Source organism: Pseudomonas sp. ESBL9 (assembly GCF_036668715.1).
GTDB lineage: Bacteria > Pseudomonadota > Gammaproteobacteria > Pseudomonadales > Pseudomonadaceae > Aquipseudomonas > Aquipseudomonas lundensis.
In genome coordinates this window covers 1-20,036 of record NZ_JAZEVV010000009.1, presented here as the reverse complement: position 1 = coordinate 20,036, position 20,036 = coordinate 1, and the positions used below count along the sequence as shown (strand labels likewise).

Annotated in this window: 19 protein-coding genes, 1 rRNA gene and 2 pseudogenes; 9 read left to right on the top strand and 13 right to left on the bottom strand. The window is 56.1% G+C overall.

What is annotated here, in order from left to right:
* Window positions 1-5: 5 nt before the first annotated feature.
* From V6F78_RS20090 to V6F78_RS20070, 5 genes are all read right to left on the bottom strand, one after another.
* A complete protein-coding gene (locus V6F78_RS20090; protein WP_047294646.1) occupies window positions 6-812 on the bottom strand; it encodes an alpha/beta fold hydrolase in 807 nt (268 codons plus the stop codon).
* A gap of 110 nt (window positions 813-922) precedes the next feature.
* The gene (locus V6F78_RS20085; RefSeq protein WP_047276050.1) at window positions 923-1,366 is read right to left on the bottom strand and encodes a hotdog fold thioesterase; all 444 of its coding nucleotides are present in this window, start codon (window positions 1,364-1,366) and stop codon (window positions 923-925) included.
* Window positions 1,367-1,491: 125 nt separating this feature from the next.
* The gene (sixA, locus tag V6F78_RS20080; RefSeq protein WP_047276048.1) at window positions 1,492-1,941 is read right to left on the bottom strand and encodes a phosphohistidine phosphatase SixA; all 450 of its coding nucleotides are present in this window, start codon (window positions 1,939-1,941) and stop codon (window positions 1,492-1,494) included.
* Window positions 1,938-2,267 carry a DUF4389 domain-containing protein gene (locus tag V6F78_RS20075; RefSeq protein WP_047294648.1) on the bottom strand — a complete coding sequence of 110 codons (330 nt, stop codon included), beginning with the start codon at window positions 2,265-2,267 and terminating at the stop codon, window positions 1,938-1,940. The genes sixA and V6F78_RS20075 overlap by 4 nt, the downstream gene beginning before the upstream one ends.
* A gap of 18 nt (window positions 2,268-2,285) precedes the next feature.
* A complete protein-coding gene (locus V6F78_RS20070; RefSeq protein WP_047294650.1) occupies window positions 2,286-3,311 on the bottom strand; it encodes an NAD(P)H-dependent glycerol-3-phosphate dehydrogenase in 1,026 nt (341 codons plus the stop codon).
* A 260-nt stretch (window positions 3,312-3,571) separates the two neighbouring features.
* Between V6F78_RS20070 and V6F78_RS20065 the strand changes: the two genes are divergently transcribed.
* From V6F78_RS20065 to V6F78_RS20050, 4 genes are all read left to right on the top strand, one after another.
* Window positions 3,572-5,458 (top strand): response regulator, encoded by a 1,887-nt coding sequence (locus V6F78_RS20065; RefSeq protein ID WP_047276043.1) that lies wholly within the window; start codon window positions 3,572-3,574, stop codon window positions 5,456-5,458.
* A gap of 249 nt (window positions 5,459-5,707) precedes the next feature.
* Window positions 5,708-6,223 (top strand): 3-hydroxyacyl-[acyl-carrier-protein] dehydratase FabA, encoded by a 516-nt coding sequence (gene fabA, locus V6F78_RS20060; RefSeq protein ID WP_047276121.1) that lies wholly within the window; start codon window positions 5,708-5,710, stop codon window positions 6,221-6,223.
* 11 nt (window positions 6,224-6,234) lie between these two features.
* On the top strand, window positions 6,235-7,455 hold the full coding sequence (gene fabB / locus V6F78_RS20055; RefSeq protein ID WP_047276038.1) for a beta-ketoacyl-ACP synthase I: 1,221 nt from the start codon (window positions 6,235-6,237) through the stop codon (window positions 7,453-7,455).
* 317 nt (window positions 7,456-7,772) lie between these two features.
* Window positions 7,773-8,555, top strand: coding sequence for a hypothetical protein (locus V6F78_RS20050; protein WP_047294652.1), 783 nt, complete (start codon window positions 7,773-7,775; stop codon window positions 8,553-8,555).
* Window positions 8,556-8,680: 125 nt separating this feature from the next.
* On the opposite strand, the gene V6F78_RS20045 is transcribed toward V6F78_RS20050, so the two are convergent.
* Complete coding sequence (locus tag V6F78_RS20045) at window positions 8,681-9,688, bottom strand: amidohydrolase family protein (protein WP_047276034.1); 1,008 nt, start codon at window positions 9,686-9,688, stop codon at window positions 8,681-8,683.
* Window positions 9,689-9,828: 140 nt separating this feature from the next.
* Between V6F78_RS20045 and V6F78_RS20040 the strand changes: the two genes are divergently transcribed.
* Window positions 9,829-10,245, top strand: a complete 417-nt coding sequence (locus tag V6F78_RS20040; protein WP_047294656.1) for an OsmC family protein — start codon at window positions 9,829-9,831, stop codon at window positions 10,243-10,245.
* A 64-nt stretch (window positions 10,246-10,309) separates the two neighbouring features.
* The gene (locus tag V6F78_RS20035; RefSeq protein WP_047294658.1) at window positions 10,310-11,170 is read left to right on the top strand and encodes a pirin family protein; all 861 of its coding nucleotides are present in this window, start codon (window positions 10,310-10,312) and stop codon (window positions 11,168-11,170) included.
* Window positions 11,171-11,228: 58 nt separating this feature from the next.
* Here the strand turns inward: V6F78_RS20035 and V6F78_RS22525 are convergent, their stop codons facing one another.
* The 3 genes and pseudogenes from V6F78_RS22525 to V6F78_RS20025 form a co-directional block, all read right to left on the bottom strand.
* Window positions 11,229-11,984 carry a methyl-accepting chemotaxis protein gene (locus V6F78_RS22525; RefSeq protein WP_371058400.1) on the bottom strand — a complete coding sequence of 252 codons (756 nt, stop codon included), beginning with the start codon at window positions 11,982-11,984 and terminating at the stop codon, window positions 11,229-11,231.
* Between the two features lie 102 nt (window positions 11,985-12,086).
* A pseudogene (locus V6F78_RS22520) lies at window positions 12,087-12,842 on the bottom strand (cache domain-containing protein); the annotation flags it as partial.
* 172 nt (window positions 12,843-13,014) lie between these two features.
* Window positions 13,015-14,334, bottom strand: a complete 1,320-nt coding sequence (locus V6F78_RS20025; RefSeq protein WP_162199710.1) for a Na+/H+ antiporter family protein — start codon at window positions 14,332-14,334, stop codon at window positions 13,015-13,017.
* 304 nt (window positions 14,335-14,638) lie between these two features.
* Between V6F78_RS20025 and V6F78_RS22515 the strand changes: the two are divergent.
* Window positions 14,639-15,928, top strand: a pseudogene (locus tag V6F78_RS22515) (HAMP domain-containing protein); the annotation flags it as partial.
* A gap of 102 nt (window positions 15,929-16,030) precedes the next feature.
* Window positions 16,031-16,786 carry a methyl-accepting chemotaxis protein gene (locus V6F78_RS22510; protein WP_390898191.1) on the top strand — a complete coding sequence of 252 codons (756 nt, stop codon included), beginning with the start codon at window positions 16,031-16,033 and terminating at the stop codon, window positions 16,784-16,786.
* Between the two features lie 23 nt (window positions 16,787-16,809).
* Here V6F78_RS22510 and V6F78_RS20015 read toward each other — a convergent pair whose 3' ends face one another.
* The 3 genes from V6F78_RS20015 to V6F78_RS20005 are packed head-to-tail and all read right to left on the bottom strand — an operon-like array spanning window position 16,810 to window position 19,123.
* Window positions 16,810-18,144, bottom strand: coding sequence for an ATP-binding protein (locus V6F78_RS20015; protein ID WP_047294665.1), 1,335 nt, complete (start codon window positions 18,142-18,144; stop codon window positions 16,810-16,812).
* The gene (locus V6F78_RS20010; protein WP_047276017.1) at window positions 18,141-18,809 is read right to left on the bottom strand and encodes a response regulator transcription factor; all 669 of its coding nucleotides are present in this window, start codon (window positions 18,807-18,809) and stop codon (window positions 18,141-18,143) included. The genes V6F78_RS20015 and V6F78_RS20010 overlap by 4 nt, the downstream gene beginning before the upstream one ends.
* Window positions 18,809-19,123, bottom strand: coding sequence for a PepSY domain-containing protein (locus V6F78_RS20005; protein WP_047294667.1), 315 nt, complete (start codon window positions 19,121-19,123; stop codon window positions 18,809-18,811). The genes V6F78_RS20010 and V6F78_RS20005 overlap by 1 nt, the downstream gene beginning before the upstream one ends.
* A 220-nt stretch (window positions 19,124-19,343) precedes the next feature.
* On the opposite strand from V6F78_RS20005, the gene queD reads away from it, so the two are divergent.
* Window positions 19,344-19,700, top strand: coding sequence for a 6-carboxytetrahydropterin synthase QueD (queD, locus tag V6F78_RS20000; RefSeq protein WP_070415130.1), 357 nt, complete (start codon window positions 19,344-19,346; stop codon window positions 19,698-19,700).
* 218 nt (window positions 19,701-19,918) lie between these two features.
* On the opposite strand, the gene rrf is transcribed toward queD, so the two are convergent.
* Window positions 19,919-20,034, bottom strand: a 5S ribosomal RNA gene (rrf, locus tag V6F78_RS19995).
* Between the last annotated feature and the right edge of the window lie 2 nt (window positions 20,035-20,036).

Below are 20,036 nucleotides of genomic sequence, written 5' to 3'. Positions count from 1 at the left end.
GCGGTTCACTCTTCAACGCCGGAATCACGCGATTCCCAACGGGTAAAAATCGACTTGAGCAGGCAGGCGGTATCGTCCGGCTGTTCCAGTGGAAACATGTGCCCACCCGGCACGCTCAACGCTTCACCGAACGGCAAGCGGGCCACGGCATTGGCATGGTGGCGCATCACGACGCGGCTGTCGCGTCCGCGCACCACGGTCAATGGCACCCGCAATTGCTTGACCAGACCGGGACTGGTGTGGGGTACGCTGCGGTAGATATTGATTTCCGTGGCCGGATCGAAACTCAGGCGCAAACGGTCATCCATCGCCCGCAATCCATGCTCCAGATACGCGTCGAAACAGTCAGGGTCGAAGCTGCGAAACAGCGATTTTCCGGCGAAGTACTCGCGCGCCGCTTCGCGGTCCGCAAACTCTTCACGGCGCCCCAACGTGCGCCCGGCCGGGGTCAGTCGATCAATCAGGCCAAAACGTTTAGCAGCACGAATCACCCACTGGTCGGTGCGCGTCAGGACGGGAGAATCGAGCATGACCACGCCTTTGTAGAGCTGGGGACACCGGATGGCCGCATGCAAGTGCAACATGCCGCCCAGTGAGTGGCCAACGCCCAGCACCGGGCCGTCCTGCTGTTGCAGGTGGTAAATGAGTTCGTCGACCAGGTTGCGCCAGTTGTTGTCGACCGGGAAGCGAGGGTCATGCCCGTGCTGAGGCAAATGCGCCACGTGGTAATCGGGCGCAAGTGCGGCAAACAGCTTCCCATAGGTGCCTGAAGGGAAGCCATTGGCATGGGCGAAAAAAATCTGCCGGGACATTTAAGGCATCCACACGAAGTAATTGGACTTATTGTCTGCAGGAACTTTCGATGTCGCAATGACCGTATACGCCAGGAGGGACGCCACTACGGCCATTGCCCTTTAAATGCTCAACGCGCGGGCGGTGTTTCGCCTAACGGCACAACGGCGATGGTCAGACGAGAAATGCAGGTGAGCTTGCCCGAGTCATCGGTCAAGCGGATGTCCCAGACATGGGTGGTACGGCCCCTGTGCACAGGCCGTGCAACGGCGCTCACGCGCCCGCTGCGTACCCCGCGCAGGTGGTTGGCATTGACCTCAAGACCTACGCAATAAAACTGCTTTTGATCGATGCACATATAGCTGGCCATCGACCCGAGGGTTTCTGCCAGCACCACCGATGCACCGCCGTGTAACAGCCCGAATGGCTGATGGGTGCGGTGGTCGACCACCATGCTCGCGGTGATGGAATTGTCATCGAACGCATCAAAGGTGATGTCCAGCACCTCACAAATGGAGTTTTTGCGCATTGCATTGAGGTACGCCAGATCTGGCAGGGTTGTCCACATGCTCATTGTTCAGTCCTTGGTGGGTGAGTCGGCTATCGTCTTGTTGCCATAACACACGGCGACGGTGCAACCGGGAATGCCCCGCAGACAGCGCCAGGCAAGGAGCAAGGAGCACCCAAACAGTCTTGCGCTTACGGGTGCCACACCCGCAGCAAGCGCAGGCTGCCGGCCAGCGGCCACTCACCTTCGAGTTCTGCCAGGCTGGCGGTTTGCATGGGTTGAGGCTGCCGGCAATGACCATGCTGCAACAGACTGATCAGCTCACCCACGAACGGTTGATGGCTGACCAACAACACATTGCCGCTGTCCGGAAGTTGGTTGACGGCAAACCGGGGATCACTCTCCGGGGTCAGCCACGGTACGGTTTTCAAGGCTGAGCTGAATCCCAGCGCGTCGCGTACAAGATCGGCCGTCTGCTGAGCCCGGACATACGGGCTCACTAAGATGCAATCAAGCGGTTGCCCTATCAAGTGCGCGGCGCTGCGCACGACCTGCTGACGCCCATGCTCGGTGAGATTACGATCGGCATCGCGAAGGGCATGCGGCTCGGCTTCTCCATGACGCAATATCCATAACTTCATGGCTGTTTGGTCTGCGTCGCAGGCTCGACATAGGGGGCCTCGCCTTCTGGCGCACGGGGAGCGGGCCAGTCAGCAAAAGGCCAGGGTTTTTGCTCGGTGTGAAAACTACCAAAGCGACCGATTTGCGCCAGGTACAGGCTCAAACTGTCGCCGACATTCATCAGGCCGCCGTTCGGCGCGCCGTACACCAGCCGGTAAATCAGCTGCACCAGCACCAGGCCGCCGAGCAGCAACTGGGCGATTTGCCAGACCAGCAGAAAAACCAGCATCCACAGCACGCGCAACACTAGGGATTCGTACTGGGGGGCATTCGGGTTGTCATTCATGGGTTGCTCCTGTCGGGCTCAGTTGAAACCACTGGTGGAAATAAAATCGACGTCTGTCTTGGGTTCGGCCCGCATCAGCACTTCAATCACCTGATTGAGCGTGCGCCCTTCAAAGAGGATCGCGTGCAAGCCTGCCACCAGCGGCATGTAAACATTCAGCTCCTGCGCCTTGGCCTTGAGCACCTTGAGAGTATTAACGCCTTCAGCCACTTCGCCAAGACGCGAGACGGCCTCTTCCAGGCTCAAGCCTTCACCCAGGGCAAACCCCACCTGGTAGTTACGGCTCTTGGGGGAAGAGCAGGTCACGATCAAATCGCCTACCCCGGCCAGTCCAAGAAAGGTCATCGGGTTGGCACCTTGACTGACAGCAAATCGTGTCATTTCAGCCAAGGCACGGGTAATCAACATACTTTTAGTGTTTTCGCCCATGCCCAGCGCAACCGCCATGCCGGCAATGATTGCATAGACGTTTTTAAGCGCCCCGCCCAGCTCGACGCCGAAGCGGTCGGCACTGGCATACACACGAAATGTGCGGCCATGCAAAACCGCTTGAACCTGCGTACACAGGGCTTCATCAGCACTGGCAACGACCGTGGCCGTGAGCGCATGTTCTGCGACTTCACGCGCCAGGTTAGGCCCCGACAACACGCCAATCCGCGCTTGCGGGGCGATCTCTTCAAGAATTTCGCTCATCAGTTTGAAGCTGTGGGCTTCAATGCCTTTGGTCAGGCTGACGAGCATTTTGCCGCTCAAGCGCTCGGCATGCGCTGACAGCACCGTCCGCAATGCGCTGGAAGGCAAAGCGACGAAACATAAATCACACGCCTCAAGGGTGGCGTGCAAGTCCGTGACCGGATCAACGCCTGGATGAATCTTGATGCCTTTAAGGTAACGAGGGTTTTCACGGTTAAGTCGAATCGCCTCGGCTTGCACCGGGTCGCGCATCCATTGACGCACCGGGTGACCGTTTTCTGCCAGCAGGTTGGCCACCGCGGTGCCAAAGCTCCCGCCTCCCAAGACCGCAATCGCGCGCTGTTCAGTCATAGCAATCCTGTCATCCATCTAGCCGTGGCAATGGCGGCATTATACGGAGCACATCCGCTGGGGCCAGCCCCCCTCACGCAGCGCCCTTGAGCGGCTGTTCCCTCAGAAAATGCATGGTTTTGACTGGAAAACTGATTCAGCTCGGTTAACATGCCGCCCATCATCCACACTCGAGGCAGCCTGGCTGCGCACCTGCATGACTGACTGCACGTCACGGCTGATCTCGGCACCCTGGCGCTGGCTCACGGAACCTCTCACTCATGGCTGACCGACGCCGCTGGGATATTCACGCCCGTACCCAAATGATGAGCCTGGGCCCTGCTTTGCTGTTGACCCTGATGCTCATCAGCTTTTTTACCTTCGTGCGCCTGCAGGATTTGCGTCAAGAGCTCAACCACACAGGCCAGTTGATTGCTAACCAACTGGCCCCAGCCACGGAATTCGGAGTGATTTCCGGTAACACGCACGTGCTGGAAACCCTGATGCAAGCCTCGTTGAACACCCCTCACGTGCAATTCGTGCAGGTTCAGGACCGCGCCAACCAGGTGCTGGTGCATGCGCAGCAACCTTTGGCCGATAAGGGTCGCACCCGGGATGTAGAAGTGTTTGAGGCGCCCGTGCGGGTTCAAAGCATTTCAGGAAGACCCGACAACGATCCCATGACGCCTGCCACCGAGGATTACCTGGGGCGGGTGCTGGTGGGCATGTCCAGTGATGCCTTCAATGAGCGCCAGCAGGACATCCTGTTGAAAGCCATGATCCTTGCGCTGTTTGCATTGGGCTTTACCTACTTGCTGGCGCGGCGCCTGGCGTCCAACCTGTCCCAGCCGATCAGCGACATGAGCGATGCGGTAAAGGCAATTCAACAGGGGCACTTCAACACGCCTTTACCGGTGGTTGACGATGGTGAACTCGGCAGCCTGGCCCGCCACATTAACAACCTGGCGCACGGCCTGGCCCAAGCCAGCCGCGAACAACAGACCGCGATCGCTCAGTTGATCCAGACCCGCGAGGAAGCAGAGCGTGCCAACAGCGCAAAAACCGACTTTCTGGCCATGATGAGTCATGAGTTGCGCACGCCGATGAACGGTGTTCTGGGGATGCTGCAATTGCTTGAAACCACCCACATGACGGACGAACAAGCTGAGTACGCCGCACTGGCCTCGGAGTCCACGGAACACTTGCTCAAGGTCATCAACGACATCCTCGATTTCTCCAGAATCGAGCGTTCCACCCTGGAGCTGGAGCAGATTCCGTTCAACCTTGCCGAGCTGGTGGGCAATTGCGCGCAGGCGTTTCAGCACAGTGCCGTACAGCGTGGTCTGAAACTGAACTTGAGCATGGCCCAGGGCTTGCAGGATTTACAGGTCATGGGCGACCCCACGCGGATTCGTCAGATACTGGTGAACTTGATCGGCAACGCACTGAAGTTCACCGAGCAGGGTCAAGTCAGTATCGAGCCGGCCTGGCAACCGCTGGACCATGAACTGATCTGGTTCACTTGCACGGTACGCGACAGCGGGATCGGGATCAGCGCAGACAAGCTGGAGTCGATGTTCAAGGCCTTCCAGCAAGCCGACAGTTCGATTTCTCGACGCTACGGCGGCACCGGGCTTGGCTTGCCCATTGCCCGCACCCTGGCTGAACGCATGGGCGGTCGCTTGCTTGCGCAAAGCGAAGAAGCTCAAGGCTCGGTCTTCACCCTGGAGATCCCCCTTGAGCTGCACCAGAGCATTGCCATTAACCCAAGGCCGGCGATGGCTGCGGACAACGCGTGCATCAAAGGACGCAAGATTCTGCTGGTGGAAGATAACCCGGTCAATCAGACCGTTATCGACGCCATGCTCAGCAGCCTGGGGTATGAAGTGAGCATGGTCAGTGACGGCGCACAGGCCATCCACCGGGCCAACACCGAGGCATTTACAGCCATCCTGATGGATTGCAGGCTGCCGATCATTGACGGTTATGAGGCGACCCGGCAGATCCGCCAATTGTCGGGTTGCACGGACGTGCCCATCATTGCGCTGACCGCCAACGCCTTGCAGGGCGACCGCGAGGCGTGCCTGCAAGCCGGAATGAACGATTACCTGGCCAAGCCGTTCAAACGTACTGATCTGGAGCAAATACTGCGGCGCTGGGTCCAGTAACTTATGGCTATTAGCCTACCTGCGACTGGCGTAAAACCTAAAAGTGCGGCAGTCTTAGGCACCCGATTGGGGCCCTTGACCGGCCTGAATTACAATTTCAGTGAACAAGTGTACATTTGTGCCCTTGGCGCTGTGACTTTCACTACTACGCAATAGTCTATGTGTAGGCTGGCGAACTGAGACGGGTATGTTTCAGTTGGTCGGGAAGTTTTGCCCCACCTTGCCGCATGGGATTATTGAGGAGCTCGCATGACCAAACAAAACGCCTTTACTCGGGAAGATCTGCTGCGCTGTAGCCGCGGCGAACTGTTCGGCCCAGGTAACGCGCAACTGCCCGCCCCTAACATGCTGATGGTGGATCGCATCACCCATATCAGTGAAGAGGGTGGCAAGTACGGCAAAGGTGAATTGGTCGCCGAGCTGGATATCACCCCTGACCTGTGGTTCTTCGCCTGTCACTTTGAAGGTGACCCGGTGATGCCAGGTTGCCTGGGCCTCGACGCCATGTGGCAACTGGTGGGTTTCTACCTCGGCTGGCAAGGTCTGCCGGGCCGCGGTCGTGCCTTGGGTTCAGGCGAAGTGAAGTTCTTCGGCCAGGTCCTGCCGACCGCACAGAAAGTCACTTACAACATCCATATAAAGCGCGTCCTCAAGGGCAAGCTGAACCTGGCCATTGCCGATGGTTCGGTGGCCGTTGACGGTCGCGAAATCTACACCGCCGAAGGCCTTCGCGTCGGCGTTTTCACTTCAACTGACAACTTCTAAGGGTTATCCGCATGCGCCGCGTCGTTATCACTGGTCTGGGCATCGTTTCGTGCCTGGGCAATGACAAAGAGACCGTCTCCGCTAACCTGCGTGCAAGTCGCCCTGGCATCCGATTCAACCCGGAATATGCCGAAATGGGTCTGCGTAGCCAGGTTTCCGGCTCCATTGACCTGAACCTCGAAGAACTGATCGATCGCAAGATTTATCGTTTCGTCGGCCACGCAGCTGCATACGCTTACTTGGCCATGAAAGACGCCATCACTGATTCGGGCCTGACCGAGGAGCAAGTCTCCAACCCGCGTACCGGCCTGATTGCCGGTTCGGGCGGCGCGTCGACCCTGAACCAGATGGAAGCGCTGGACATCCTGCGCGAAAAAGGCGTTAAACGTGTTGGCCCATACCGTGTAACGCGGACCATGAGCAGCACCGTTTCGGCTTGCCTGGCCACACCGTTCAAGATCAAGGGCCTGAACTACTCCATTGCTTCTGCCTGCGCCACCAGTGCTCACTGCATCGGTACTGCCATGGAACAGATTCAGATGGGCAAGCAGGACATCGTATTCGCCGGCGGCGGTGAAGAAGAACACTGGAGCCAATCGTTCCTGTTCGACGCCATGGGCGCCCTTTCCAGCCAATACAACGACACGCCGGAAAAAGCCTCCCGTGCCTACGATGCCAAGCGTGACGGTTTCGTCATTGCCGGTGGTGGCGGCATGGTTGTGGTTGAGGAGCTGGAGCACGCTCTGGCCCGCGGCGCCAAAATCTACGCCGAGATTGTCGGTTACGGTGCAACATCCGACGGTTACGACATGGTTGCCCCAAGCGGTGAAGGCGCCATTCGTTGCATGCAGATGGCAATGTCTACCGTTGACGCCCCAATCGACTACATCAACACCCACGGCACCTCGACCCCGGTCGGCGACATTGCCGAGATGAAAGGTGTGCGTGAAGTGTTCGGTGAAAATGCTCCCGCCATCAGCTCCACCAAGAGCCTGTCGGGTCACTCCCTGGGCGCCGCAGGCGTTCACGAAGCGATCTACTGCATGCTGATGATGGAAGGCAACTTCATTGCTGGCTCGGCCAACATTGAGGAACTGGATCCGGCGGTCGCCGACATGCCGATCCTGACCAAAACCCGTGAAGATGCAAAAATCGACACGGTGATGAGCAACAGCTTCGGTTTCGGCGGCACTAATGCCACGCTGATTCTCAAGCGTTGGGCGGGCAAATAAGCCAACCCCTTGCCTCATAAAAAAGCCCTGACCCGTCAGGGCTTTTTTGTGGCTGGCATTTACCTTCAGAAGCGCTATTTCGCCACCAAGTATTACCCCCATCGAAATGATTCACCCCCGCTTAATGACCTCAAACCCCGTTGATTATTAACGACCTCCAACACCGTAATGACGCGCCATTTACAAGAAATTAAAACAGCGCTCACGGCCTATCGAAACATTCAAAAACACCCCTTTAATACACCTCACTCCTTGTCGACTACGTTTATTTAAACCGCCAACACAACGATTAATACTTACGCGCACAAGGAAGAGCCATGAAATCAATCATGCTTAATATGAAACAGAAGGCGTTACCTCTCGCGATGAGCGGGGTAAAAAACAAACTTGTTGTTCTCCTGGAAACAACAGGCGAAAAGGAGCGTTATGGGGCAAAACTTGAAGCCATCATGACCCCTAGCAGTAACAGTCACGTTAACGGCATTTTTATGTACAACGCTCAATACGGTTACCAAGCGCACCCTAATGGTCGCGACGGGCACTGGTTCTACGTGCCTTCCTTCAACTCAGAGCACTGGAAATCCGAGATTTTTGTCTACGTAACGTGCGGCAACTTACCCACTGACGGTAGTGTCGTCGAAGTCGGTACCTTCACGTATTACAGCCCAGAAGGCGTACGGGGTGTCTCGACCCCATTGCGGGTAAGAGCGCCTTTTGACCCCAGAGTCAAAATGAACTTAAAACAAGAACTGCTCGCCAGTTGGGAAGATAACTTAAGTGGCAAACGCGTCTACAGTCACAGGATCAGCCTTGATTTGCCTGATAAGAATGTCAGCCACTGGAGCGTTTCTTTTAAAGTCGGGAAAGGAACACTCGTTTTCAACAAGCCCTGGACCGCATACACCCACGATGAACATACAGGGGTCATCGAACTCACGTCGTCAGCCGCTAAAGACGCTACACACACTGAAAATAGGCAGGTCGATTTCCAGTTACTGTCCACGTCTAAACACTACGAGCCCGCGCTGGAGAACCTGGCCAACCTTGAGGGTCATTACGTTATGAAAGGAAGTCCATTGGCCAGCGACTACCAGGATTAAGACTGTACTGTTACGCCTATCAGCAAGTGCGCGCCAACATCTGTAGATGAACTGACGCGCATGTTTAGGCGTGCTTATCACGCCTATTTAAACAGTGTCGCGCTGCTGGAATCACTGAGAGAGAATCAATTTTTATTCTTGGGCAAGATGGCTAAAAAGTTATCTTTGGCAACCTTATGAGCAACCTCCACTGGCAGCGCGTTTAAAAAGGGATCAAAGCTGCGCATTTCCTGGCCTAACTTGTCGAACCGCCCTACCACATCTGACCCCAACATGAAGCGCTCAGGATGGCGCTTCACTAACGCTACCCACTCAGGTCGGGGCTTGCCTTGTTCATCCAGCAGATAAGGCGTGAGCATGCTCCAGGACAGGTCGATATAAAGATTGGGATAAGTGGCCAGCAAACGGGTCAACGTCGGCAATAAAAACTCCATCTGTGTTTGATGCCGATGAATCTCGGCGCTGGTACCGGCATGCGCCCAAATAAAGCGCGTATCAGGGTGTTGGCCCAGCGGTTCTTCGATTTCTGCCAGGTATAACGGATTTTTTTCACGCTTTGACGTGATATTCGAATGCACCAGCACCGGCAGGTCATGCTCGGCCGCCAAGGTGTAAATACGCATCATCGCCTCATTGTTGGCTCGTGGCGTATCCCCGGAAATCAGTGCCGTCAGGTCGTCGTGACGGGTGAAGACCTCGCCAATGCCTTGCCACAGCCCCGGATTGAGGTCGAGCATGCGCTGTATGTGCGCGGCGGAATTCTTGTCATTCGGATTAAACCCCGACAGAAACGGATGAAAATGCCGACGTTGCTCAGCGCTAAGCTGCTTGACCGCCTCCGCCACCCACACATCGGTTGCGCTGTACCAATAAGCGTCAGCGTCGTCACCCGCGTAGTAACGAGGGCGCTTGGGTTCGTCTTCATGCCACTTTTTGGCCACTGGAATGCCAGAAATCATCACGTGTTGAATGCGATTTTTCTCCATCGCTCGCAGCAACTCAGGCATACCGGCGGTTTCCTGGAAAAAATCCACGTAATGCAAATGCGCGTCGCTGTAAGCATATTCGCGAGCCTGCACCGTGGCACAGACCGCCAACACCCCCAAAGCCAAAAACACAGATGTGAATCTCAATGCGTCATCCTCATGTAGTGATACGAGTAGACCCGATCAGAGGCTCCGGGGTTCATGCCCTGGTTTTAAATGGAACGCACAATCCCCCAGATGCTCTATAAAGATCAGGACCTTTAATCACTGCCAAGCTGAGGTTTGCCATGACTGTTACCGTTAATACTGTGTCGCAAGATGGTTTTCGTCACAGCATCAAGATCGACGACTACGAACTGTTTACCGACGTGCCCAAAAGCGCGGGCGGCGAAGGAAGTGCGCCGTCACCTCACGACTACTTCGATGCGTCATTGGCCGCCTGCAAAGCGTTGACACTGAAGATGTATGCGCAAAAGAAAGACATCCCGCTGACAGGCGTCACGGTCGAGATCAAGCACGATGCCGAGCAGGAACAAAAAGGCCGTTACAAACTGATCGTCAAGCTGACACTCAAGGGCGTATTGACGGACGCACAGCGCCAGGATCTGCACAAAGTCGCGGACAAATGCCCGGTACACAAACTCATGACATCCGCTGAGATTGAGATCGAAACGCACCTGTCTGAAGGCGCCTTCAGCCAGTAAACGGAGCGCGCTAACGCGGAGCGTTGGGGTATGCTCAACGCTCCTTGATTGCCGGAGCAGGCTCATGTCTGCACGTATCGTGATTCGCCCCCGCGCTGAAGCAGTGGAAGGCCAACCTATTCTGCGTCCGCTTCCTTCTGCCAAGTGCCGCAGTGTCGGCCCTTTTGTGTTTTTTGATCACATCCTGCAGAGCCGCTATCTGCCAGGCCATGGGATGAATATCCGACAGCATCCTCATATCGGTCTGTCGACCCTTACCTATTTGTATGAAGGTCATTTGCAGCACAAGGACAGCCTGGGCTCCGATCAACACGTCGGACCGGGTGATGTCAGCTGGATGACGGCAGGGGCAGCCATTGCTCACATTGAACGAACCCCTGAGCCCTTTCTTTCTGCCGGCTCTGATATTCATGGCCTGCAGGTGTGGCTTGCGTCTCCCACAGAGCATGAACAAGGGCCTGGCCACTATCGCTATCACCCGGCTGACAGCCTGCCCGTCAGCGACACCTTGGGTGTCAGGATTTGCCTGATTGCAGGTTCCGGGTTTTGCTTGACCTCCCCGGTGCCCGTGCTTTCTCCCACGCTCTACGCCGACGTACAGATGCAGACTGCGACCACGTTGCTGATCCCGGCTGAGCATGAAGAGCGTGCGGTGTATGTGCTGGAGGGCGATGCGAAAGCCGATGGCGAGCCGCTGGAGGTTCGCACACTCAACGTGTTGTCGGCAGGAGAGGATGTGATGCTTTGCGCTGACAGTCCCTGTCACGTTGTGATTCTCGGCGGCGCAACCCTGGACGGGCCACGTCGAATGAACTGGAATTTCGTCGCCAGCGATCAGGCGCTGATTGAGCGGGCCAGGGCTCGCTGGACTGCCGGGCAATGGCCCACCGTACCGGGCGAGACTGGCCGCATCGAATTACCCTGAACCTCAAACCGCTGGCGAAGGGAACGAAAAGTTCGTCACCTTCGCCAGCATCGGCCAATCAAATACGAAACTGACCGACCAGGTCTCCGAGCCGCTGCCCCAACTGCGCCAGGCTGCGAGTCGTTTGCGCGCCCTGCTGGGTTTCGTCTGCCACGTTATCCACGGCGACAGCAATCTGGTGAACACTGCGGTTGATCTCTTCGGCTACCGCCGTCTGCTCTTCTGCTGCACTGGCAATTTGTGCGTTCATCGAGTTGATGGTGCCAATCAGTTGCGCCATGGCGTCCAGTGATTCACCCGCCTGATTGGCTTGCTCGGAAGTGCCGACACCCGCTTCGCTGGAACGACGCATGGCTTGGACCGCCTCATCGGTGCCCTGTTGCAAGCGGTCGATCATGCCTTGAATCTCTTGCGTGCTTTGCTGGGTACGGCTGGCCAGCGCACGCACCTCATCGGCGACGACCGCAAAGCCCCGACCCGCTTCACCCGCTCGCGCAGCCTCAATGGCAGCGTTCAAGGCCAGCAAGTTGGTCTGGTCAGCAATGGAGCGGATCACACCCAGTACGCTGACAATTGAGGTCACGTCCTGCTGCAAACTGTCCAACGAAGACCCGCTGCTGCGGATGTCGCTGACCAACGCATGGATCTGCTGAATGCTGCCGTCGACCACACGCTTGGCCACCTGGCCTTCCTCATCGGTTTTCTGCGCCGCGACCGAAGCGCCCTGAGCACTGCGGGCCACCTCTTGGGCGGCCGAGGACATTTCATTGATGGCAGTGGCCACTTGATCCGTCTCGTGACGCTGACGCTCCATGGCCTGCTCAGAACGATGAGCCTGATCAGATACTTGCCCGACCAGCGTCGTCAATTGGAACGTCATGTCCGTGATCTGACGAACCATCGCGTGGATTTTATCCACGAAGCGGTTGAACGAACGGGCCAGGTCGCCGAGTTCGTCCTGACTGGTGATCGCCAGACGATGGGTCAAGTCACCCTCGCCCGCGGCAATATCGTCCAGGTTGGCTTTCATCAGGTGCAAGGGGCGCAGGATGGTATTGGCTACCAACATGCCAATCACTGCGATGACCAGGAGAACGACAAAGGTGATGGCCACGATGCTGAGGATCATGCCTTGCATGCGCTCTTTGACACTGGCTTCGACCTCCGCCACCTGCGCTTCGATGCCATCGAGGTTAACGACGGTACCGATCACCATGTCCCATTTGGGCAAGTACTCGGTATAGCCCAATTTGGGTACTAATACGCGTTCGTTGCCCGGCAATGAGGAGCTGTATTGAGCATAATGGCTGCCGTCCTTGGCCACGCGCACCAGCTCGCGGTTGGTGTACACGCCATTCGGATCGCGATTGTCCTGAAAGTTTTTGCCGACGCCTTCCGGGCTATTGCCTTTGAACAGGCGCACGGTTTGCGAGTCATAGCCGAAAAAATAGCCGTCAGTGCCGTAGGTGATGTTGGAGAGCAACTTGATCACCTGCGCCCGCGCAGCCTCATCCCCCGGTTGCGCGGCATCGTAGAGAGGCTTGATCGCGGTCATCGCCACTTCAACGTAGCTTTTCAGGGTGGCCTTTGCGTCATTGAGCAGGCGCTGCCGAGTTTCCTCCACTTCCTGGTTGGCCTGATTTTGCAAAATCCAGACAGTCGTCAGACTCATGACCAGAGCAAACAACAAGACCGGCAACACTGCGAGGGACAACACTTTTGCCTTCAGGCTCAGGCGCATGGCTTTTACTCTTTTTAAGAAACGACTTACTGCGTTAACGGCCTGAATCCTACAAAGTTAAGACCGCACACAGGTGTTTATTCATAAATGGTCAGCCCGCCGCTTACAGCGTCATTGCCGCAACCCAGCCGAACGCCAGCAGTGGCAAGTTGTAATGCAGGAAAGTGGGCACCACGGTGTCCCAAATATGGTGATGCTGGCCGTCAACGTTCAGACCGGAGGTCGGACCGAGGGTTGAATCTGAAGCCGGGGACCCGGCATCGCCTAACGCACCGGCAGTGCCCACGATGCAAACGATGGCCATTGGACTGAAACCCAGTTGAACGCAGAGCGGAACGAAAATGGCTGCCAGGATGGGCACGGTCGAAAACGACGAGCCAATCCCCATGGTCACCAGCAAGCCGACCAGCAGCATCAGCAGTGCTCCGACGCCTTTACTGTGATTGATCCAGCCGGCAGACGCCTCAACCAGGGATTTCACTTCGCCAGTGGCTTTCATCACTTCGGCAAACCCCGAGGCCGCAATCATGATGAAGCCGATCATGGCCATCATTTTCATGCCTTCGGTAAACAGGTCGTCGGTCTCACGCCAGCGCACGATGCCCGAGGCAGAAAAAATCAGAAAACCGACCAGTGCGCCAATGATCATCGAACCCAGCCACAGTTGAACAATGAAGGCCGCCGCGATGGCCACACCGGCGACCAGCAGGGTGCGCGGGTTATAGCGAATGGCAGTTTGCTCGACCTGCTCGATTTTCGACAAGTCGTACTCACGCTTTTTGCGGTAGCTGATAAACACGGCAACCAGCAAACCGAACAGCATGCCCAACGCCGGAATGGCCATGGCGTGGGTGACATTGACCTGGCTGATGTCCACGCCCCCTTTGCTGACATTGGCGAGCAAGATCTGGTTGAGGAAAATGTTGCCAAAGCCCACAGGCAAGAACATGTACGGCGTGATCAGGCCAAATGTCATGACACAGGCAATCAGGCGACGGTCGATCCGCAATTTGGTCAAGACGTACAGCAGCGGAGGCACCAGCAAAGGGATAAACGCAATGTGGATCGGCAAGATGTTCTGCGACGATATGGCCACCACTAGCAACAGGACGATCAATAACCACTTGATCCGGTTCCCGCCTGCAGTCTGTTGTTTGTTAACCAATGTGAGGGCTTTATCGGCCAAGGCATGTGCCAGGCCTGATTTGGCGATGGCTACAGCGAAGGCACCGAGCATTGCATACGACAGTGCGACCTGCGCTCCACCGCCCAGCCCGCTGTTGAACGCATTAAGGGTTTCTTCGACACCCAACCCACCCACCAGGCCGCCGACGACAGCACCGACGATCAGAGCGATGACCACATGCACACGGGACAGACTGAGCACCAACATGATGCCGACCGCGGCAACAACTGCATTTATCATTACAACCTCATGGTTCACACAACGTGAAAACACCGTCGTGCGGATGATTCCGGGCAAAAGACTGCTGTTCCAGTCGCCGGATTTGGAAAGGAGGATTTATTTGAGGGCGCACACTTTGCAGCAGCATTGCCGCCTTGTCAAAGCGCGTGCCTTGTCTTGCCATCAAACGCCCCGCATCCGGCTTTAACCCTAGTAAATAAAGGGCCAAATCAAATTTTAAAAAGCCTGATTTCAGGTTTCAACGGTAAAGAAATGTGTCAATCGGCCGCTAACAGACAAAGCCTCTTTTTAGGATGTCTCCATGTCGATCAGACAGCTTTCCATTCAATGGAAAATCACCCTGCTTTCCGGACTTTGTTTATTGGCGATTGTGACGTTGCTGGTGGGATTGTCCCTTTATCGCATGGAGCACAATTCGGAGCTGGTGAAAGCCTCCAGCACCCAGATGCTCAATGAGTCAGCCCAAGCCCGTATCGAATCACAGGGCGAGGCTCAGGCGCTGGCCATCAGTCGCCAGTTCATGGATGCGTATCAATATGGAAATGGCTTCGCCCGTCAGGTGCTCTTTCTGCGCGAGCAATCGGAAAAACGTTTTCTGGATGCGTTTGATCTGCGCGAAGACCTGACCCGTCAGGTAAAAGCCGCCTTGCAGGCCAACCCGGACTTGCTCGGTTTGTCTCTGGTGTTTGAAGCGAACGCGCTGGATGGCAAAGACCAGCTGTTTGATCATCAAAAAGAGCTGGGCAGTAACGACAAAGGCCGTTTTGCCCTGTATTGGTCGCAACCGACGCCGGGCAAGCTGACGTCGATGGCGCTTCCTGAAAGTGACATGGCTGATACCAGCACCGGTCCGAGCGGACAGGCCAATAACGCCTGGTTCACTTGCCCGCGCAAGACCCTGAAGCCGTGCATCATTGAGCCCTACTTTTATGAAATAGACGGGCAAAACGTGCTGCTGACCAGCATCGTATTTCCCCTCATGGTTAACGGCAAAGTGATTGCATCGCTGTCCGTGGATATTAATCTCAACAGCCTGCAAGCCCTCAGCCAGGACGCCAGCCAGAAACTTTACGGCGGCCAGACCAACGTAGGCATTATCAGCTCGGTCGGTTTGCTCGCAGGCTACAGTGCCGACGCCAGCAAGCTCAGTCAGCGCCTGGATGCCGTAGATCGTGAAAATGGCGCACAACTGCTGCACATGATGACCACGGGCGGGCAAGCCCAAAGCCTGCGCAATCAGGGGCGTCTGAAAGTACTCACGCCGTTCTTTCCCATCCCGGGGAGCCAACCTTGGGGGGTTTTGCTGGACGTGCCTGAAAAAGTGCTGGTCGGCCCGGCTGAAACCTTGCAGGCCGAGCTGGATGAGCGCAATAACGCCGGCACATTGATTGAGCTGAGCCTGGGCCTGCTGGCGGCGATCGTCGGCCTGGTGCTTATCTGGTTCATGGCGCGCAGCGTAACGCGTCCTATCCTGGGCGTGGCTCACATGCTGGAGGATATCGCCAGTGGCGAAGGTGACCTGACGCGCCGCCTGACGTACGACAAAAAAGACGAGCTTGGCCAGTTGGCCGGTTGGTTTAACCGTTTTCTGGACAAGCTGCAGCCGATCATTGCCGAGGTCAAACGCTCCGTGCAGGATGCGCGCAGCACTGCCGATCAATCGGCCGCCATTGCCACGCAGACCAGCGCTGGTATGGAGCAGCAATACCGTCAGGTCGACCAGGCTGCCACGGCGTCCCACGAAATGAGTGCCACGGCACAGGACGTTGCCCGCAGCGCCGCTCAGGCTGCGCAAGCCGCGCGGGATGCAGACCAGGCGACCCGTGAAGGCTTGACCATCATTGACCGCACCACCAACAGCATCGATCACCTGGCTGCCGACATGAACGACGCCATGACCCAAGTGGAGGGGCTGGCAGCCAACAGTGAAAAAATCGGGACGGTGCTGGAAGTGATTCGCGCCATTGCCGAACAAACCAACTTGTTGGCCTTGAACGCCGCCATTGAGGCGGCCCGGGCCGGTGAAGCGGGTCGCGGATTCGCAGTAGTGGCCGATGAAGTCCGTAACCTCGCGCGGCGCACGCAAGAATCCGTGGAAGAAACCCGCCAGGTGATTGAGCAATTGCAAGCGGGCACGCAAGTGGTCGTCAGCTCAATGGGCAATAGTCATCGTCAGGCGCAAGGCAGTGTTGAGCAGGTCGGACAGGCCGTCACCGCCCTGCAACAAATCGGCAATGCCGTGACCGTGATTACGGATATGAACTTGCAGATTGCCAGCGCGGCGGAAGAACAGAGCGCGGTGGCGGAAGAAATCAACAACAACGTGTCGACTATTCGTGATGTCACGGAGTCATTGTCTGAACAGGCAAATGAATCGGCGCGGGTCAGTCAGTCGCTGAACGAACTGGCCAATCAACAACAGACGCTCATGGATCAGTTCCGGGTCTGATTGTGCAAAGGCGACGACATGCCTCAGGCTGTCGTCGCCCCGTTTGCTGGGTGCACCAGTTCAATAGTGACCAACAAACCGCCCCACTCGCCTGTTGTCAACTGCATGCTAGCGCCCCAGGCGTCGACTATGTCGCGCACGATCCCCAGTCCCAAACCATGGCCAGCCGTCTGCTCGTCGAGACGCGTACCGCGACTGACTACTTGATCGCGCTCTCCCTCGGGGATGCCCGGACCGTCGTCCTGCACTTGAATGTCATACCCGACTTCCGTTTGCCGCAAACGCAGCTCGACGCGGGCATCCGCCCATTTGCACGCGTTGTCCAATAAGTTGCCCAATAACTCAAGCATGTCTTCGCGATCCCAGGGCAAATGCAGGTTCGACGGTGAGTCAAAGGTGATCGTAAGATGCTGGCCGTGAATCATGCTTAGGGTGGCGAGCAACGCAGGTAACTCGGCATCGGCATCAAATTGGGCGCCCGGTAGGGCATCCCCCGCGAGACGGGCCCGATTAAGTTCGCGGTTCATGCGCTGTTCTATGTGCTCAAGTTGGTCATGCAAGGTGCGCTGGATTTCGGGATAGGCCGCGAGACGTGGGTCGTTGGTAAGACTCATCAGCACTGCCAGGGGCGTTTTCAGGGCATGCCCCAGATTGCCTAAGGCATTGCGTGAACGCTTAAGGGTGTCTTCCGTGTGTGCCAGGAGGTGGTTGATTTGCGTGACCAGCGGCTCCAGTTCAAGGGGCACCTGCGCATCCAATTGAGAGCGTTGCCCTTGCTGTAACTGAGCTATTTGTTTGCGGGCTATCTCCAATGGCCGCAGTGCGCGTTGGACGGTTACACGTTGCAGCATCAGGATGATGATTAACGCCGCCACCCCCATGGCTAAACCAATGCGTTGTACTTGCTTCAGGCTGGCGCGTATGGGCGAGTAATCTTGGGCAACGGTGATGGAAACCACCTGCCCCAAACGTTTGTAGTCGCTTCGCAGCACGAGCAACATCTGGTTATCCGGGCCTGGCTGGAGTTTGCTGCTCAACCCTGGCTTGGCTGTCTTGGGCAGTTGACTGTCCCAGAGGGATCGAGACCTCCAGTGGATGTCCCCAAACTCAATACTGAAGTAATGCCCGGAAAACGGACGCTGATAAGCGGGCGCCAGACGTCGCTCGTCCAGTTGTAATCCTTGGGGGCCCCGGCTTAATGCAATCAACAGGTTTTCACTGTCATTTTGCAAGCCTGACTCCAGATAACGCTGCAGACCTGTTTCAAATAACCACAGGCTAACCTGCCCCACTACAAGGCCTGCTACCAGCAAGACACTGACAAGCCCAAGACTGAGCCTGCGCTGGATTGATCTCATGGAGTGCCCGATCCAAAGATGTATCCTTGCCCGCGGCGCGTTTCAATCACATCACGTCCCAATTTGCGGCGCAGGTGGTTTACATGCACTTCCAATACATTGGAATCACGCTCGGTTTCACCATCATATAAGTGCTCGGATAGATGGCTTTTCGAGAGAATTTGTTGCGGATGCAACATGAAATACCGCAATAACCGGAACTCGGCAGCGGTCAGTTGAATATCGACACCATCCCGGGTAACACATTGACGGCCTTCATCCAGTTGCAAGCCAGCCGACGTTAATACCGGTTGATTGGCATGGCCATGCGAGCGTCGTAACAGCGCCTGCACCCGCAATTGCAATTCTTCTGGATGGAAGGGTTTGGTCAGATAATCATCCGCTCCGGCCTTGAGGCCCTCAATCCGCTCCGCCCAAGAGCTGCGGGCTGTGAGTATCAAGACTGGGGTGGTCACGCCACCTGCTCGCCACTGTTGTAAAACGTCTATGCCGGGCAGACCCGGTAATCCCAAGTCAAGAATGATCAAGTCATAAGGCTCGCTTTGCCCTTCATGGAGAGCGTCACGGCCATCAGCAAGCCAGTCAACGGCATAACCTTGACGGGTCAGGGCGGCAGTCAACTCATCAGCCAATGGCACATGATCTTCAACCAGCAACAAACGCATTAATCGTCTTCCTTATCTTCGAACAATTCACCATCACGGGCGTCGAACTTGAGCTCTCGAACAACGCCTTTCTTGGTCAACAGTTCGACTTCATAAACGTAGCGACCGTGTTTTTTTTCCAACTCAACTTCCAGCAATCTGGAAGCCGGATAGCGCTCAAGGGCTCTGTCCACAAACTGCTCAAACGGCAAAATAATCCCTTTTTGGCGCAGGCGCAGTGCTTCATCCGGCCCCAGATCCCGCGCGACAGCCAGCGAGCAAACACCAAAAAGCATTAAAACCAGCAGAGCTTTAGCGCCCCCGCTCCCGTACATGGTATCTCCTGATGTCCAGCGCATAAGGTGGTATTGAATGCTGGAGGTGTTAACTCTACTGGTCATGGCTTAACTTAAACTGAAGATATCGGGCATTTTGTCGCTGATCATACTCCGGTCCCGCTCAGGTTGAGCGCTGCGCCGGGGTTAACTGTTAAACTCTGTTTCTGCTTTCATCACACACGTGAAAGCCCCCCTTTCTTCAAGAGCTGCTAACACTGTGGAAATTTTCAAAGAGTTTACCTTCGAGTCGGCGCACCGCCTGCCTTTCGTTCCGCAAGGACACAAATGCGGACGCTTGCACGGCCACTCATTCAAAGTAGCGATCCATTTAAGCGGTGAAATAAACGCTTCGACTGGCTGGATTCGGGACTTTTCCGAGATCAAAGCGATTTTCAAGCCTCTCTATGAAGTGCTTGATCATAACTATTTGAATGACATTCCTGGTCTGGAAAATCCAACGAGCGAAGTGCTTGCCACGTGGATATGGCAGCAGTTGAAACCTTTGCTGCCAGAGTTGTCAGCAATACGGATTCACGAAACCTGTACCAGCGGTTGCATTTATCGCGGCGAGTGATTTCGAAGTTAGCGGTTTGTTTCATCCCAACCTGCGAGCAGTGTGTTCGCAGGTTTTTTTTGACCAAAAAACGGGTTTAGCCTCGTCAATTGCGGCCGTCGGAGGCGTGTAACTCCTCTTGAGGAATGGGGTTCCCCGTAGAAATACCTGAAGGCTCTTTTTCAGGCACAAAAACAAAATCCCCGTCTGCGTGAGCAGACAGGGATTTCGGAATTTAATCTTGACGATGACCTACTCTCACATGGGGAAACCCCACACTACCATCGGCGATGCATCGTTTCACTGCTGAGTTCGGGATGGGATCAGGTGGTTCCAATGCTCTATGGTCGTCAAGAA

Excerpts from the sequence above, each read along its gene's own strand:
- V6F78_RS20010 (WP_047276017.1), bottom strand. The coding sequence starts at position 18,809 with ATGCGTTTGTTGCTGGTTGAAGATCATGTGCCATTGGCTGATGAGTTG.
- V6F78_RS20090 (WP_047294646.1), bottom strand. The coding sequence starts at position 812 with ATGTCCCGGCAGATTTTTTTCGCCCATGCCAATGGCTTCCCTTCAGGC.
- V6F78_RS22510 (WP_390898191.1), top strand. The coding sequence starts at position 16,031 with ATGGAGCAGCAATACCGTCAGGTCGACCAGGCTGCCACGGCGTCCCAC.
- V6F78_RS20075 (WP_047294648.1), bottom strand. The coding sequence starts at position 2,267 with ATGAATGACAACCCGAATGCCCCCCAGTACGAATCCCTAGTGTTGCGC.
- V6F78_RS20070 (WP_047294650.1), bottom strand. The coding sequence starts at position 3,311 with ATGACTGAACAGCGCGCGATTGCGGTCTTGGGAGGCGGGAGCTTTGGC.
- fabB (WP_047276038.1), top strand. The coding sequence starts at position 6,235 with ATGCGCCGCGTCGTTATCACTGGTCTGGGCATCGTTTCGTGCCTGGGC.
- fabA (WP_047276121.1), top strand. The coding sequence starts at position 5,708 with ATGACCAAACAAAACGCCTTTACTCGGGAAGATCTGCTGCGCTGTAGC.
- sixA (WP_047276048.1), bottom strand. The coding sequence starts at position 1,941 with ATGAAGTTATGGATATTGCGTCATGGAGAAGCCGAGCCGCATGCCCTT.
- V6F78_RS20085 (WP_047276050.1), bottom strand. The coding sequence starts at position 1,366 with ATGAGCATGTGGACAACCCTGCCAGATCTGGCGTACCTCAATGCAATG.
- V6F78_RS20015 (WP_047294665.1), bottom strand. The coding sequence starts at position 18,144 with ATGAGATCAATCCAGCGCAGGCTCAGTCTTGGGCTTGTCAGTGTCTTG.
- V6F78_RS20040 (WP_047294656.1), top strand. The coding sequence starts at position 9,829 with ATGACTGTTACCGTTAATACTGTGTCGCAAGATGGTTTTCGTCACAGC.
- V6F78_RS20035 (WP_047294658.1), top strand. The coding sequence starts at position 10,310 with ATGTCTGCACGTATCGTGATTCGCCCCCGCGCTGAAGCAGTGGAAGGC.
- V6F78_RS22525 (WP_371058400.1), bottom strand. The coding sequence starts at position 11,984 with ATGGAGCGTCAGCGTCACGAGACGGATCAAGTGGCCACTGCCATCAAT.
- V6F78_RS20065 (WP_047276043.1), top strand. The coding sequence starts at position 3,572 with ATGGCTGACCGACGCCGCTGGGATATTCACGCCCGTACCCAAATGATG.
- V6F78_RS20050 (WP_047294652.1), top strand. The coding sequence starts at position 7,773 with ATGAAATCAATCATGCTTAATATGAAACAGAAGGCGTTACCTCTCGCG.
- V6F78_RS20005 (WP_047294667.1), bottom strand. The coding sequence starts at position 19,123 with ATGTACGGGAGCGGGGGCGCTAAAGCTCTGCTGGTTTTAATGCTTTTT.